Below are 15,526 nucleotides of genomic sequence, written 5' to 3'. Positions count from 1 at the left end.
TCACGCGACACATATGTTGTCATTTTCAACCATCTAAATTCAATAACTTAGAAAAATTGCGACTCATAATGACAATGAATTGCGACACAACCAGTGACATTTTAAGGATAAAGCGACACATCTGATGTCATTTCCTGAAAAGTGGTTTGTTGCATACTTTCTTTGAGCTAGAACTAATTGTTGCTATATAGCTAGAAATAATAGTGATAGGTATCTGAACAATTATCGTTGAACGACATATAAGTTGTTATTTTCAAAACGACTAAGCAATACCTTACCTTATCTAACGACATTCGATGCCACTTTTAAACGACACAACAGATGTCATTTTAATTTTTAGTTCTAAAGCATCATATAGTAATTAAATCTTTAAATTGATTAAGTTGATCTTTATTGAAAGGATATTTTGTGGGGCTAATTGAATTTAAGAAAAAAGCTGTTTGGATGACTTTTTTTAAATCAATTTTTGCATCAAGAATTTTATCCTTTATGATTTGTTGGTTAGATATATTTTCTAATGCAATTTGTATCAAACCTAATAATTCTTCAGGATCATATTCCGCATTTTTTAAAAATTCAGAAAAAGTTAATTTTGCTTCTTTAATATCTATCATATTTTTAGAATCTTTATCGTTCATAATGAAATAATTTTCTAAGAGTAGATGCTTTATTGCTAATAATTGTCTTGCTTTCAGCCATTTTTCTCTATCTATAAAATAATCAATTTGTTGCATTTCATGGGAAGCGTCAATTAATATACTATATAGTTCCATAGCTTTAGAAATATTGTTAATATTTAAATTTATAAGTTGATCAAATGTTGCTAATCCAAATTGAAAGACTAACCACAATAATTTATTAGCTTCAGTACTACTATCATATTTTTTACCTAATTTATTATTATCTGGGTATCCAAATTCCACAATCTCACGAAGTGGGTATGTTAATTCCCATAATTCTTTCCAATTATCTACAGCCGAAGATGATAATACCGATGGTGATACAATATAATTTGCAAAGTCACCAGGGATTTCATTGTTTGCATAAATAAATATTTCTGCCCGTTTTCTTAATTGTTTACCTTTATTCTCATTCCAGTCATCAATAGTTAATTTCCACTCATTTATAAATGAAGTACTATCAGGTAGGGGAATAAATTTACTGTTTGCATGAGAAGCAAGAACACATTGATAAGACCAAGGTTCCCAATCAGAATTCTCAATAATACATTCTGGGGTAGTTAGATTTTTTTCAAATATTGTACGTCCAATTTCTTCAATCAAGTTGTAATCAATAAAAGAGGATGTATGTATATCATTTATATACTTTGTTCCTCTTGATAATAATTGTCTCATTAGCCAAGTCGACCATCGAGCAAATAATGAAGAAGCATCTTCTCTATAAGATAATATTGTTGTTATCTCTTTGATTAAATTAATACTATGCTTTTTAATTTGTTGTTCTTGCTCTTTTCTTTGATTCTCTGTGAAAGACACGTTAGGGGAATATCTTTCGGATTTTAATAATTGATCACGTGCAACAACTAATGCTAAAGGTAGAAGGTAAGATCCATTCCACTTTGTATTACTATTGAACGCTATGGGTAAAATATTAACTAGCTTTTTCCATTCATTGAAATCTTCATATATACCTGTTGCAAAAAAAGCTGCATCGACAATATATGGATTTTGAATTTCTTGCAGAGTATTAATGAATTTCTCAGGGGAAAGTTTCCATAATACTTGAAATAGAGGATATTCTTCATAGTCCCAAGTTGAATTACCTCTTAAGCCCCACCAAATTTCATCCAGTTTCTTTGTTTCAGATAGGTTCTTCCAATTACTTAGTAGATTGTTACGTTGCTCATTTCTACGATCATATTCTGAACTTAATTCATGGTTGTCTAATGCGAAGATAACTTCTAATGCCACTTTAATATATGCCTCTTCAGCTTTTAAATGAAACTCACTAAAAACTGGTAAGGCTTCAATGAGCCAACAATCTAAATGCCATTTATCATTACTTATTTTTCTAATATTTTTCCATGTTTCAAGTGATGGGCTTTTAAAAAGGGCTTCTGCTCTAACTATCTGTATTAAATTATCGATATTTTCTTCACCTAATTGCATTTCTAGAATGAGATCATAAATTTTAATTTTAAGATCTGATAAATTCGTACAATCGGTGATGATCCAATCTACAATTTTAGTGAATGATACTGGCATTGGATATGGGAGTTTACTTAAAAAATGAGATAGATCTTGTATATGAGAATTTGATGAATTATCTAGAATATCCTGATTAGAATGCGCTTGTTCTTTTACCCAATTTAATTTTGTCATGTTTTACTTCCTAATTGACATTTATTCCAAACTAACTCAAAAAACTCAATAGCACCGTGATCTGAAGCATTCCATCCACGTGTCGCTGCATTTACAGATGAATGAAAACCTCCAACTGTTGCACCAAAATGCCAAAGCTCATTATCAATAATCGCAAATCGATCATGTATATAATTAAAGTTTTTAGTGAGAGTAAAAAGTATTTCTATATTGCAACCATCTCCTTTTTTTGAGTTCAATCTTTCATTATTAATTAGTACTTCAAAATCTTTAAATTTTTCCACAATTTCATTATTAATTTTTTCGTCATTACCATGATTAGTTGTTAGTATTTTTATATCAGATGCAAGCATTTCAGGGTGTATTAGCCAATTAATGATTATATCTATTCGATCATTTTGTGTACCTTTGTCAGGATTTAAAAAATAAGGATCAATTATCCAAATTCGTTCAAATGCATTTGAAATGGCTTTTCCAAATGAATTTAAAGGATGGGCACGTTCATTTATTGAATTTCTTAGTACAATAGCTTCAAGATTTGGAAAACAACTACTATCATTATTAATAGTATTATCAAAACTATATCCTTGCTGAACCGGCCATAAAATTTCTTTTTCAGGAATTTTTCTTTCAGGTTTTGATATATCTTGGACTTCTAAGATATTCTTTCTATTAAGCATGTATGTAATTTCCCTAAAGATGAGATAAGAGATAGCCCCTAAGTTATAAACTCTTATTTTTAGTCTCTAAAGAATTAAGTTGTGATTGAAGATAAAAACTAAAATCTTTTGACTTTTCTGTCATTTTATCTAGTTCTTCGAGAACTTCATCGGGATTTGGTAACTTTATAATCATTGATGCACGTGTTCCCAATGTATTTAATGAGTTGCCTAAAAACCAAACTTCATTGTCAATTACTAAAAAACGATCATGTAAGTCTGGAGATTTTCCTTGAAGGACTTTAACTTCAAAGTGAGAGTTTCCAGATAACTTAAACTTATTAATTTCTTTCTCAAATTTTTTAAATTTAGTCATTAATGAAACTTTTGAGAAATTTGGTTCGTTATTATTTTCTGAATCAGAAGATAATTCAAATGCAAGTCTAGAAGTTAGAATTGTCACATGAACTTGATTATTTGTAATTGCTAACAAATATTGTGGAATCTGTAAGACGCCAAAGTAAGGATCAGCAACAATTATACGTTGCCTTGCATTACCTATACGAGTTCTTAAGAATTTCATTGCTTCTTCACGTGTATTTTTACCAAACCATCGTTGATCGTAATGTGCTGCATCGATTACTTTTTGACGTTGCCGGGCTGCAATACCTACTCTTACATTAATATTTGGAGTGAGTAATTCATCACCAATAACACTTGTATTCTCTCTAGTTATTCTATTGACGGAATATTCTATTGATTTAGATTTTGGTGATTCGCTTATAGGAACAGTAACTTTTCTTGTTTCACTTACTATACCCATAGAAAAATTTACAGATCTTATAAAGCCAGTAGGTGCATGGTAATTTAATACACCATGAATTGGATGGGTAATTATATAACCATACGTACCAGAACAGTTACCTTTTTGAATATCAAGAATGCCATCAGCAGGTATTTCGGCTATTTCAAAGTTTGAAAGTAGATATGCTTGTTCATCAAACATTGCTATTTTAAGTTGGTCAAGACTTTGTCCCACGTGTGGTATAAAACGATAAAATATACGTTCACCTGTTTGTTCACTTGCAGGTATTAGAAAGTTGTCAATTTTCCTTATAATTGGATCTGGTACTATTAGACAAATACTGCCTAAATATTCTTGATAATCTTTTAAATTTACATGCAAACGCCTAGCAATAAATTGTATAGATGAATCATCAAGGAAAAATTCTGATACATTTGATATGTTCCCAAACCGACGATGTACTCTAGCTATTGAATTTCCAACAAAAGGGACAGGGTCACTTTCGCTAGTACGAGTTTTAAATAAACTTTCACCCATAGGAAATCCAAGATTTGGCCATATAGGGTCATCTATTAAATTTGATATCTGGATATCAATACCATCTAAATTCGTTTCAATCTCATTTTGTAGGCTTGGTACTGGTGTTTTTGAATTGAATTGAAGTGAACGATACCAATTGATAGCATCTGTCGCATTTAATATCGTTCTACGAAAACAAATTGTCATATTTGTTTTTTTAATTTTATGTTTTTCAAACCCATCCATTTTTGGAGGTGGGTTGCGGTTTGGTGTTAGGAGAGTAACTGTTGCAAACAATAGTTCTCCTTTTTCACCAGGCATTCTCTGTATGGTTGCTAATCTAATTACTGCCCACTTAAAATCATTTAAAAATGCTGCTGAACTATTGTCCATATTTTACCTGGAATATTTGATTCATATTTTGTTTAATTTGTTTGATACTACTAAAGATTTTTCAGATTGAATAGTCAGTTCATTAATATCTAAGTTATTATAAAATTAGGATATAAAAATTATCATTTTATGGGGTAAAAGTGAGTCAAAAACTAATTCTATTTGGCTTTGATATTTATAGTGAAATGTCATTGGATGAAATCGTACAAGCATTGAAATTTTGCCCAATTACATACGAGATAGAGCAATTAGATTCTCAACATTTCTTTTTTAAAGTTGAAGATTCGTATCAAAAAAATTTAATTCTTAATTTCTTAAATGATTTTAAATTACGTCAAGAGTTGGATAAGCAAATTAGTCCACAACAAAAGTCTTTTGTTGACGCAATTATTTTAGCAAGTATAAGTAAGTAAAATGATTTTTAAAAATGTGGAACTAATGCCATTTAACTTTAAACGAATGGCAGATGATAACTATCTCATAACCAGTGTTACAGGCGATTTTGAGTTTATTTCTCAGGATAATTTAAAAAAAATCATTGCTAAAGATGAATCATTAGATTTGGATCTCTATCTCAAATTGAAATCCAAATTCTTTCTGATTAGTCAAAATGCTATTGGTTCAAAGCGAGCTTTAGCCTCAAGATTACACGCAAAGAAATCAACAATTTTAGAAGGAACTTCATTACACATTATTGTTGTGACAATTCAATGTATGCACTCATGTTCTTACTGCCAAGTCAGTCGCCAACAAGCAGGAGATGAGTTCACTATTTCCAGAAAAGATTTACTCTTGTCCTGCGATACTATCTTTGAAAGTACATCAGATACTTTAACAGTGGAGTTCCAAGGGGGAGATCCTTTAATCAAATATGATTTAGTAAAACTTGCGATTGAATACATTACTGAAAAAAACAAAGAGCACAATAGATCTATTCGTTTTGTAGTAACTACAACATTGCACCAGTTAACCTCTGAAATGTGTTTATTTTTCAAAGAACATCAAGTGGTATTGTCTACAAGTATTGATGGTCTTGCAGACTTACACAATAAAAATAGACCGATTGTTAATCGAGATGCTTATGAAAGAACTATTAAAGGCTTAGAGCTAGCACGTCAAGAATTAGGCCAAGACTCAGTTTCTGCATTAATGACGACTACACGTAAAAGCTTGAATTATCCTAATGAGATTGTAGATGCATATGTTCAATTAGGATTTAAGGATATTTTTATTCGTGGTTTGAGTGATTATGGATTTGCTAAGAAGAACTCAAAGCGACTTGCCCCAACTCATGCTGAGTTCTTAGATTTTTATGAGAAAGCATTAGAGCGTGTTATTTATTGGAATGATAGAGGATATGCATTAATAGAAGTCCATTCAGCGATCTTATTAAATAAAATCCTTTCCCCATTTGATCAAGGTTATATTGATCTTCAAAGCCCATCAGGCGCTGGACTGGGGTGTATTGTCTATAACTATGATGGATACGTATACCCCAGTGATGAATCTCGTATGCTAAAAGAAACTGGAGATACTTCCTTACGCTTGGGTAAAATTGGTGAACCTTTATCTCAATTGTTAAGCTCTAATCTACAAAGAAATATCATTACTTCAAGTTTGAATTTTAATGATCCAAGTTGTAGTCAATGTGCTTATCTACCGTATTGTGGGCCTGATCCTATCAGTGCTTATAACGAATTCAAAACGATGACTCCACCAACACATTTAACCAGTCATTGTAAGCGTTACATGGGTTTGTTCGATTTGATATTTAAAAAGTACCAAAATTCTGACAAGTTTAGAAAGTTAGCAAACCAATGGGCCTTTAGTAAGTAGATAAGATGAGAAAAATAAAGCTAGACTCAGTGACAAAACATACTCCACAAATCTTTAGGGTACTTAATCTCGATAACTTGGATGTAGAGTGGTTGCCTAATCAATCTATTTTAGTGCCAGTTACTAGTGTTCAGGAAGTTGAAATTTTTGATCGATATATTCAGGCAGGGCTAGATAATCTTTATTCAATTTATAGCTCTGACTTGCTTGAAAGGGTTGGTGCAAATAATCTCTTTATTCCAGAACAACAAGCACTAGAATCAAATGACGTGGTTGCTATTGATCCATATAAAAAGAACCTAAGCGTACTTTTGAGAGCAAGTGATACTCACCATACTTTGTTTTTAACCAACAGATGTAATAACTATTGCATCATGTGCTCTCAGCCGCCTACTAAGCATGATGATTCATGGTTAGTACAACAAGCACTAGAAATCATTGATCATCTCAGCTATGAACCAATGAATATTGGCTTAACGGGTGGTGAGCCATTACTACTTGATGAACAGTTAAGACTAATCATTGATACTATTCATAATAAATTTCCTTCAACTGAGATTGATGTATTAACGAACGGTCGCTTGTTTAGTAATCCTAAGATAGCGGAATCAGTGTTATCTAATCTTGAAACGAAAGTGAATTGGCTTGTCCCATTATATGGTCATGCAGATCTCTTACATGATTTTGTGGTGCAGCAACATTCGGCTTTTGAAGAAACATTAGAAGGTCTATATATCCTCCAGCATTACGTACAGCCGATACAATTAAGAATTGTTTTGGTTAAGCCTGTATTAGAGAACTTAATTGATCTTTGTGCCTATATACGAACCAACCTTCCATTTGTAAAAGAGGTCGCTCTGATTGGATGTGAACCTATCGGTTTTGCACTTGCCAATAAGGAACTTAGCCAAGTTGATATTAAGGATTGGTGGGATCAATTAAATGCAGCGGTAGATTTATTGCTAAGTACTAAAACTCGATTAATTTTGATGAATATTCCACTATGCTGTTTACCCCAAAGCTTATGGCAATATGCAGCAAAAAGTATCTCTGATTGGAAAAATACATATGATGATGTATGTAATACTTGTGAAATTAAAGTTGATTGTTGTGGACTATTTAGTTGGTATAAATCTGGGTGGGTGCCATCTACGTTATCGCCAATTAAACTTGTTGATATTATGAGCACATAAATTGCATAATATATTTTTTAATTAGTATCTTATTATTTTCTGGGGCGGTTGAAACTTGAGTAAATTTATAAAATCGTTAGCTCTTTTTGCTGTATCAGCTCCAATCGTTCATAATAAAGCGGAAGCAATGGCGAATGTGACTGTCGATTCTTATGATAACTTAGAGCCAGTATCAATTCGTCCTCTCAATTATGAGTACGAAAATGTGTTTGCTGCACATCGAAGTCACTCAAGTCATCGTAGCCACTCAAGTCATTCGAGTCATTATTCTGGTACTGGTTATTCGGGCTATTCAAGTTCTAAACTTCCAACCTATTCTGTACCGACTTATAGTGCACCAAGTACGAGTAGTTCATATGCTGGAACTACTTCAACTGCGAAAAAAAGTTCAAATATAACTGTAAAAACATATAGTAATGTACCTACACGGACAGATACAGCCTCTAATCCTTTCTATGGTAACTCTACTTCAGTTAATACTGGAGCAACAGAAGACCCGGTATTGGCTCGTGTGCTACAGGTGAAACGTGTACAAATGTCTTTACTACGACTCGGTTATTATTCTGGAAAAATTGATGGCGATTTGGGTAAGAACACAAGAAAAGCTATTGCAAATTATCAAGTTGATAAAGTATTAACAGTTAATGGTCGAATGACTACAGAATTATTAAATAGTCTAGGAATTCCAGCGGTCAATTTTGTTGAAGACTCTTACTAAGAATTTAGATTCAAAAATAAAAAATGTCAGAATTTCTTAAATTTCTATTCTTGAAGATAGAATGGCTAATAGGATTTAGTGGGCTAATTACTAAGTTTATCATTGGTTTTGGTATATGCCTTATACTTTGCTATTTTATTTATATTGATTATTTTCCAACAGATTTGTCGTTGGGGGATGGTCTTTTATTCTTTCTTATCACAGTTAAATTTTGTTTTGTGTATTTGTTGTTTTTAGGGTCACACTATGCTCTCGGAAATACTTTAGTTGGTATATTAAGTGTATTAAAAAATATATGTATCACCTTGTTTTCTTTTAGAGAAAAGTTAGCCAAAAAATTATTGAATCTTTTTTTTATTAAATTAGATTTGAAAGAAAGTGTTGATCGAATTGGAAAATTTTTTATCAAGTTTTTACTTTCAGTTTTTGGCTTGGCCTTTGTGTTTGCTTTTTATGGTGGAAATTATTGAATTTGATTACAATGATTTTTTTAAGTTTATTACTAAAATTTTGTATTGATAAAATCATAAATCAATTAAAAACAGAAAAATTAAATAATGAAAATTTAACTGAAAATGAGAATGACTATAAAAATAAAAAATTATTGTTAATGTTGGTTTATATTTTAATCGTTCCCAGTGTCGTATATCTTTTTTATGCAGGAAAAGATACAAATATTTTTATTAAGAATACACTAGGTTCTGTACGAGAAGATGATAAAAATAGCCTTATTTATATCAAATTAGTATTCAAAGATTTTTTTCCTGAAGCCAGAATTGGAGAGAAGAAAGGTGAATACATAGAAATTAAAGATGCTGAAGTCTTGTTAAGAGGTGTTGGGAAAAATGCTTTAGTCCAATATACATCTAAAGCTAAAGATCAAAATGGGGATATGGTTTCTATCAAAGTGAAAGTAGAAATTCCAAATGATTCGCTTTTAATTATACGAAGAACGCATAATCAAAAGTGATAATCAATATTATAGACTCAATAAATTTAAGCCATTAGACCTAATACATCAGAACGTTTAAAAAGCCTAATTTTTTTTTCAGTTTTACCAAAATAGTAAGGCTTTATAAGTTCTTGATTCTGTAGGTTAGTGATATGAGAATGACGCATTCCTAAGAGAGAACTTGCCTCAGCACCAGTAATGTATTCTTCTTTTAGCTTTAAAACTTCAGCTAACTCATTCTTATTGATAAGTTTCCAGTAAGTTAGATCTTCAATGTTGAAGAAGCCTGTATGACACCAATATTTTTTCATCCAGTTTATGGGACAATTTAATTGCTTTGCTGCATCTATATAGGAAATATAATTTTCGCTATTGAGTTTGTTCTTCAGACTTAATAGTGAGCTAGCTTCTATTTGAACTGATAAAGGATTATTCTTATCTTTTATAAGAATTCCTTTTTGAACAAGTACAGCAACCTTATTGGGGCTGATTTCTAAGAGTGCGGCAGCATTTTTTAAAGAGTAATAATCTTTACTATGCGATATTTCATTTAAGGCATTTTTTTGCCTTCCAGAACGAGTCGGATAACCTTTAATCATAATTAAGTCATCTGGCTTTACATCTTGGACATCAGTCTTTAAAAAAATATTTATTGCAGTTGAATCTATATGTGGACCATTAGTAGGCCTAATACCTAAAGCCCCTAATTTTTCCACTAGATTAGTTGGAGATGCTTTTAGCTGTGTTGCTAGTGGACTAACGAGTATGTAATTTTCTTTGAATTCATTCACCTTTTCTTTTGAATATTTTTTGAAAGTCTGTGGTCTTTCATTTGTATTCTCTAATTTGAACCATCCACCTTTTGCTAGTTTTCTAGCAATGTCATAATTGATATCTAACAACTTAGCAACATCCTTTAATTGCATACTATCATTGTCTGCGGGTACTTCGATGCTTGTGAGAAGTGCAGATTTAGGCTGAGAATATGTATCAATTAAGAAGCGTTCTATGTCTCTGCTAGCAATATCTCCTTTGTAGAGTTCTTTCTGTCCAAGGTTCAAAAAGTCATTTTCTATCAATTTCTCAAGCTCAAATCGAGAAATATTTAAGATTAGTTGTATTTCATAATTTCTAAGATTTCTGGAAATTCTATTTTCACTAATTCTATATTCTGAAGAATTCTTTTCGGTGATTTTAATATGCTTTTTGAAAAGTTTTTTATGTTTTAGAAATGGTAGCAATAGAATACGTGGATGAGAATTCTCACTTCTATTGTTAATATTTTCACTTAATTTTATGGCAGAAGTCTCTGGGTCAGAAAAATATTCATACACTTTAAAAAAAATATTTTCATTTGTATTGGAATTATCATCTTTTAAGAAAGAATTGAATGCTTTCCAGCATGATGCAAAATCTGAAAAAAATTTATTTGAACTATGAGTCAGTATGTCAAGAAACCAATAGACACTTTCCATTGATTTTACCTTCTGTACAGGTCCTTTATCTAATTTAAAACCGCAGCGAGAACAGTTTAGAACCCCTGTTTTGGGGAGAAGAAAATTCTTACATTGAGGACAAGAATAAATTAACAAACAAGAATGTATAGGACATGCATGAATAGGCTTTAATGTCCATATTTTTCTAAGATATGCTTTTTCAGAAAGACAAGTGGGACAGTAGCGTAAACCTTCTAATTCTAATAATTCATGGGGGACTTCAATTGTTCCAATCATTATAGGAGATCTATTGGTTGGCCTTGATCTTTCAAAAGCTAGAAATTTATAAGAACTATCAAGATTTAATGCTTCTAAAACTTGAGTGAAGCGTTTCATATCAGAAATATGATAATTCAAAGACTGACGAATGATAGATTTATACTTTTCTTTGCCTATTAAATTAAAAATTGAACTATGTGCATTGAGTTCTGCTGTTCTTAACAAGAAACTCATTGGTGACTCATCTTCATGAGGTATTGCTTGTATTAAAAGAGGATTTTGCATAATTCTGACTATTAAATTAATGAAATGATTTGTGGAATGTTCATTTCAAATGGATTTTTATTTTGTTTGCTGATGTAGAGCGTAATGCCTAATTTCCATGCATAACTGAAATCAAGGGGAGTTATTACTTGCCTATTATCATGTAAAGCATGTGCGATACTTTCTCTAATCAGGCTCATTACGTATGAGTGATAGCCTTTTGTTGCTAGTTGAATTTGCATGCCTACGAGCTGGCTATTTAGAGGTGGTGAGAAAGTGATATTTTGCTTATTGAGTGTTCTTGCAACTTCAGCAAGAAATGCATACATGCTTCCGCCATTTGAAGGATCGACAGTTAATGGATTGAGGTGGTAGATGAATGGAAATCTACGTGCAATCTGGCTATCAACTTGAAGTAGCGGGACAAACTCAGGTAAGCCAACTAAACAAAAACTAATTCCAGTTCGGTTTACTAGAGTTTTAAGCCAATTTCCAGTAGTTCGATTCATTCTTGTAGAGGTCGGTTTACGCTCAAATAAATGGTGGAATTCATCTAAGAATATAAGCTTAGTTTCGCATTGTGCTAGTAAATAAATCAGTCTGCTAGTTAGGTATTCAGTAGTACCATATCCATTCTCATAAGTTGGATCACCGAGCTCTTTGAGCATTGTTATTGCTAAGGCTTTAACTGTGGCAGGCGATGGCACTTCTACATAACATACAGGGATGATATTTTTCTTATGATCCTTCTCAATTTTTTCTGTACGAGGCATAAGACTCAAGATTGTTTTACAGAGGGTTGTTTTTCCAAGTCCTCCTTCAGCAAGAAGCATACATCCAACTGGTTCACTAAATGAAATACTTCTTTTTACGCAATCTTGTATGCCTGTGAAGGCCATCATGAATTCATTTGAAGTAATAACAATATTGTTAATAGAACGAATTTTTTCAAAACGATTCTCAAATTTTTCCATGTTTAAAAACCTCCAATGAACCAAATTGATTAATTGGTGTGGGTACATTTATTGTGGAAACAGCTTGTTCAGCAATATCCTTGTCTTTTGAGAATAGTTGTTCTTCGATCCTCTGTAGCTGCTTGGGAAGCTCAAGAGTAAGTGGTTTCAATCTTGGCTTTCGTCTCACAAGATTAGTTTGAATCTCATGCATAAGTTTATACAGATAATATAAATCGGACATCGGACCAATTTTTTGTTTATCAGATCGAGATTGGATTTTTTTTAGTTTTTGAACTTCAAGATGGGTTGCTCGTGTTAATCCAAATGTATAGTCTTGATTGGTTGAATCTGCTTGAATGATTACATCTTTCTTGTCGGGATTAATGATAAAAACTTCATTTAAATTTAAATCATCTATAAGCACGGTAACTTTTTTTATGCCTTTAGCTTGTAGTGTAGTTAGAGCATGTGAAAAATAACTAATACCATCTACACGTACTTGACCGTGATTAATGCTTCTTTCAATAGGCCTACGGCATAAAATTTTTGCATCTATATCTGTAAGAAAACTCGGTCGTATATCTTCAATGGCATCTTGCCACATGATGATAGGTGAACGTCCTGTCGTGTGATGGATAGATCGGTGATAAACCTCATGAATCCAAGTATCTATATATTGTTTTAATTGTTCTAAAGTTAATTGTGCAATTTTACTTGAATTATATTCACCTCTATCCGTTGGATTAGAAAAAGTTGTACCCGGTAGTTTTTGTATAATTCCATGTGTGAGCGTACTAAAAAAACGTTCAATATGAGGTTTGTTATTAGGTGTACCTACTTGGGAAGGAGTCAAAGTAATTTTCAGCTGTTCACATACTCGTTCGAGAGCATTGTTTTTAAACTCCACACCATTATCTGGAATGACGATACTTGGGATTCCTCCTGGTAATTTTTGGTTTGGCCGAGTAATCATATCTTTGATAACTTCTAATGTAGTTGCAGCACTAGGGGGATACATATTGATATAAGTGCCAACAATGGCTCTAGAGTAGATGTCAATTGCACATGCGAGAAATGGTCGGCCTAAGGCAAGTTTCGTCTCCGGATCAATAACGATTAGATCTAAATAGTGTGTATCAATTTCGACCATATAAAGAGCGAATGGACTAATGATACTTTTGCCAGCAGCTTGAAATTTTTTCTTCGCTATTCGGGATCCTTTTTTCATTTTAAATTCAATATAAGGATCCAATTTTTTGATATGTCGCTGGATACTACGAAGTGTTGGCAACTGTTCTAATGGGATGCCTTGCTCCATGAATCGACCAAGCATATAGGCTTGTACGTCTTTACCACTTCTGTATTCAGGCTTTAAATAGATTTCATTAATTGCTTGATTTAGAATTTGATAAATTTCAGGAGAGAATCGTAAACTACGATTACCTGAATATTTATTTTGCAAGCTCAGTTTATTCTGAGAAGAATTTTTATATTTATTGATCCATCTTGCCACAGTACGGCACGAAGGTGGGTTAAGGTCATTAATGTCGGAAGCTATTTGGGGGATTAATTCGGAAAGCAGATTAATACTTGTAGGGTGCTCCAATAGTTGTAATGCATTAATAACATAGCGCTCTTTGCGATGAAGTTCTAAACTATATTTTGGGTTGATTATGAGTTTCTCAGGTGAAAATACACATAAAATTTCGCCTAATTTATAGCGGCTTTCGAATTCGTTGGGTGTTATTGAAAATGACTTTCCACCAGCTATAGCAGCATACCGAATAGCATTATAGGTTATAGATCCGATTTCAAAAATATAAACAGGATGTGCTTTAAAATAAAAACGAAAACCAGGTTGAGGTATAAAAAGAGAGTTTTCCATATTAATAGACCTTTCGACTATTCATATTTTCTGAGCGGAGCTTAATTTTTTTATGAAAAAACAAGTAGTCAGCTAATTCTTGTTTGAGTCCTATTGATTCAAGTGCTCTATATACTTGAGTTGATTTATCAAATTCCTTGATTGTTAATTGGTCTAAAGCATAATTAATTTCGGAGGTATTCCAGTTGAATCGGTGCCCTCTTTGATACCAGTAAAGTAGCTGAGAAATTTCTGACTCACTTGGTAAGTCTATGTAATCTATTAGCTTAAAAGTAATATCAATCGAGTGGAGTTGATCAGATAGTATTGCAAAGCGATTTAAATCATCTGTTGATAGTGATGCTATGGATGGTTTGACTTCATGAACTTCATAATTACCTTCTTTGGTTTGAACCAAAAAATCTGGAAAACAGTACTGTTCATTGGTAAGTAAAATTTTTAATGCTTGTGAGCGATAATTTATGATGTTTGGATTTTGTTCTAAGCTGATTGCATGAGCTAGCTCAAGTCGGCTTTCTAATGGTATTGCTCCACAACACTTTTCACTCGGGAATAGGGAAGTTCGACGACCAAAAGAACCTTGATGGATTTTTCGTTGACCATGTAGTGTAGCTGCTACATTTGCTGTTGATTCGAAGGCAATCCTGATTTGTTCAAGGATATTTATTTGAATATCAGTTTTTGAAAAAACTGTTTTATAAGACATATCTGTTTATCCAGAAGTAATCCTATTCTCAATAGATATTTGAGAATGAGTTAATCTGTACTATTACGATTGAATAGCACTTACTTGACTGGTGACGATATAGAGAAGATACTATGATTCTCAGGTCTTTATATGCTTCTATATAAAGTCACGAACGGATCCTTTTTAGGGTCCGTTTTTTATTGATTTTTGGTTTAGTTTTTCATGATGACTCCATAATAATTTTTTGAAAAATGAAAATTTAGTGGTTATGGTTCGGATCTAAAGATGAGTTTCTTTGGTTTGCTAGCCATGTAGCAACATCTTTTACTAACGCATATTTTCCACGACGATTTGGGAAAGTGAAAATAGGAATAGGAACAGTTTTACGTGTTAATGCTTGACGAAAAGCATCTGTGGTTTTGTAACCTAAAGCAATTCTTAGAGCATCATCAGCTATTAGTGGGCCGTAACGGTCAAATAGCTCTTTTTCTATTGTTGTTGCATCAACGATGAAATGGTTTTGCATAGGTTGTCTTGTATTGTCCTGTCACAACAGAAGCATATATCTTTTAAAAAAAGTTGTGTAGAAAGTAAAAAAAGC

The 15,526-nt window shown here is 32.3% G+C and carries 14 protein-coding genes; 6 read left to right on the top strand and 8 right to left on the bottom strand.

Going from position 1 to position 15,526, the window contains the following annotated elements; all coding sequences use genetic code 11:
• Window positions 1–350: 350 nt before the first annotated feature.
• The 3 genes from ACP69Y_RS09190 to ACP69Y_RS09180 are packed head-to-tail and all read right to left on the bottom strand — an operon-like array spanning window position 351 to window position 4,718.
• The gene (locus ACP69Y_RS09190; protein WP_425918075.1) at window positions 351–2,342 is read right to left on the bottom strand and encodes a hypothetical protein; all 1,992 of its coding nucleotides are present in this window, start codon (window positions 2,340–2,342) and stop codon (window positions 351–353) included.
• Entirely contained in the window at window positions 2,339–3,022 is a 684-nt protein-coding gene (locus ACP69Y_RS09185) for a hypothetical protein (protein WP_425918073.1), read from the bottom strand. The genes ACP69Y_RS09190 and ACP69Y_RS09185 overlap by 4 nt, the downstream gene beginning before the upstream one ends.
• A gap of 43 nt (window positions 3,023–3,065) precedes the next feature.
• Complete coding sequence (locus ACP69Y_RS09180) at window positions 3,066–4,718, bottom strand: VPA1262 family N-terminal domain-containing protein (RefSeq protein WP_425918071.1); 1,653 nt, start codon at window positions 4,716–4,718, stop codon at window positions 3,066–3,068.
• A 140-nt stretch (window positions 4,719–4,858) separates the two neighbouring features.
• On the opposite strand from ACP69Y_RS09180, the gene ACP69Y_RS09175 reads away from it, so the two are divergent.
• Genes ACP69Y_RS09175 through ACP69Y_RS09150 form a run of 6 tightly spaced genes read left to right on the top strand, consistent with a single transcriptional unit; the run spans window position 4,859 to window position 9,435 of the window.
• Window positions 4,859–5,131: a hypothetical protein gene (locus tag ACP69Y_RS09175; protein ID WP_425918069.1), complete on the top strand. Its 273-nt coding sequence runs from the start codon at window positions 4,859–4,861 to the stop codon at window positions 5,129–5,131.
• Window position 5,132: 1 nt separating this feature from the next.
• On the top strand, window positions 5,133–6,554 hold the full coding sequence (gene hxsB, locus ACP69Y_RS09170; RefSeq protein WP_425918067.1) for a His-Xaa-Ser system radical SAM maturase HxsB: 1,422 nt from the start codon (window positions 5,133–5,135) through the stop codon (window positions 6,552–6,554).
• A 29-nt stretch (window positions 6,555–6,583) separates the two neighbouring features.
• On the top strand, window positions 6,584–7,747 hold the full coding sequence (gene hxsC / locus ACP69Y_RS09165) for a His-Xaa-Ser system radical SAM maturase HxsC (RefSeq protein ID WP_425918065.1): 1,164 nt from the start codon (window positions 6,584–6,586) through the stop codon (window positions 7,745–7,747).
• A gap of 55 nt (window positions 7,748–7,802) precedes the next feature.
• Window positions 7,803–8,465: a His-Xaa-Ser repeat protein HxsA gene (gene hxsA / locus ACP69Y_RS09160; protein ID WP_425918063.1), complete on the top strand. Its 663-nt coding sequence runs from the start codon at window positions 7,803–7,805 to the stop codon at window positions 8,463–8,465.
• Between the two features lie 23 nt (window positions 8,466–8,488).
• Window positions 8,489–8,935, top strand: a complete 447-nt coding sequence (locus ACP69Y_RS09155) for a hypothetical protein (protein WP_425918062.1) — start codon at window positions 8,489–8,491, stop codon at window positions 8,933–8,935.
• 2 nt (window positions 8,936–8,937) lie between these two features.
• Window positions 8,938–9,435 carry a hypothetical protein gene (locus ACP69Y_RS09150; protein ID WP_425918058.1) on the top strand — a complete coding sequence of 166 codons (498 nt, stop codon included), beginning with the start codon at window positions 8,938–8,940 and terminating at the stop codon, window positions 9,433–9,435.
• A 26-nt stretch (window positions 9,436–9,461) separates the two neighbouring features.
• Here ACP69Y_RS09150 and ACP69Y_RS09145 read toward each other — a convergent pair whose 3' ends face one another.
• The 5 genes from ACP69Y_RS09145 to ACP69Y_RS09125 all read right to left on the bottom strand — a co-directional run bounded on the left by ACP69Y_RS09145 (window position 9,462) and on the right by ACP69Y_RS09125 (window position 15,451).
• The gene (locus ACP69Y_RS09145; protein WP_425918056.1) at window positions 9,462–11,417 is read right to left on the bottom strand and encodes a TniQ family protein; all 1,956 of its coding nucleotides are present in this window, start codon (window positions 11,415–11,417) and stop codon (window positions 9,462–9,464) included.
• A gap of 11 nt (window positions 11,418–11,428) precedes the next feature.
• Entirely contained in the window at window positions 11,429–12,370 is a 942-nt protein-coding gene (locus ACP69Y_RS09140; protein ID WP_425918054.1) for a TniB family NTP-binding protein, read from the bottom strand.
• Window positions 12,357–14,237: a Mu transposase C-terminal domain-containing protein gene (locus ACP69Y_RS09135; protein WP_425918052.1), complete on the bottom strand. Its 1,881-nt coding sequence runs from the start codon at window positions 14,235–14,237 to the stop codon at window positions 12,357–12,359. The genes ACP69Y_RS09140 and ACP69Y_RS09135 overlap by 14 nt, the downstream gene beginning before the upstream one ends.
• Before the next feature lies 1 nt (window position 14,238).
• Window positions 14,239–14,943: a TnsA endonuclease N-terminal domain-containing protein gene (locus ACP69Y_RS09130; protein ID WP_425918050.1), complete on the bottom strand. Its 705-nt coding sequence runs from the start codon at window positions 14,941–14,943 to the stop codon at window positions 14,239–14,241.
• 241 nt (window positions 14,944–15,184) lie between these two features.
• Window positions 15,185–15,451 (bottom strand): hypothetical protein, encoded by a 267-nt coding sequence (locus ACP69Y_RS09125; protein WP_004753992.1) that lies wholly within the window; start codon window positions 15,449–15,451, stop codon window positions 15,185–15,187.
• Between the last annotated feature and the right edge of the window lie 75 nt (window positions 15,452–15,526).

Origin of the sequence: Acinetobacter sp. TSRC1-2, assembly GCF_049895885.1 — a bacterium.
In the GTDB taxonomy this organism is placed as follows: domain Bacteria; phylum Pseudomonadota; class Gammaproteobacteria; order Pseudomonadales; family Moraxellaceae; genus Acinetobacter.
Note: the sequence above shows the minus strand (reverse complement) of the source record. Positions and strands in the feature narration are given on the sequence as shown.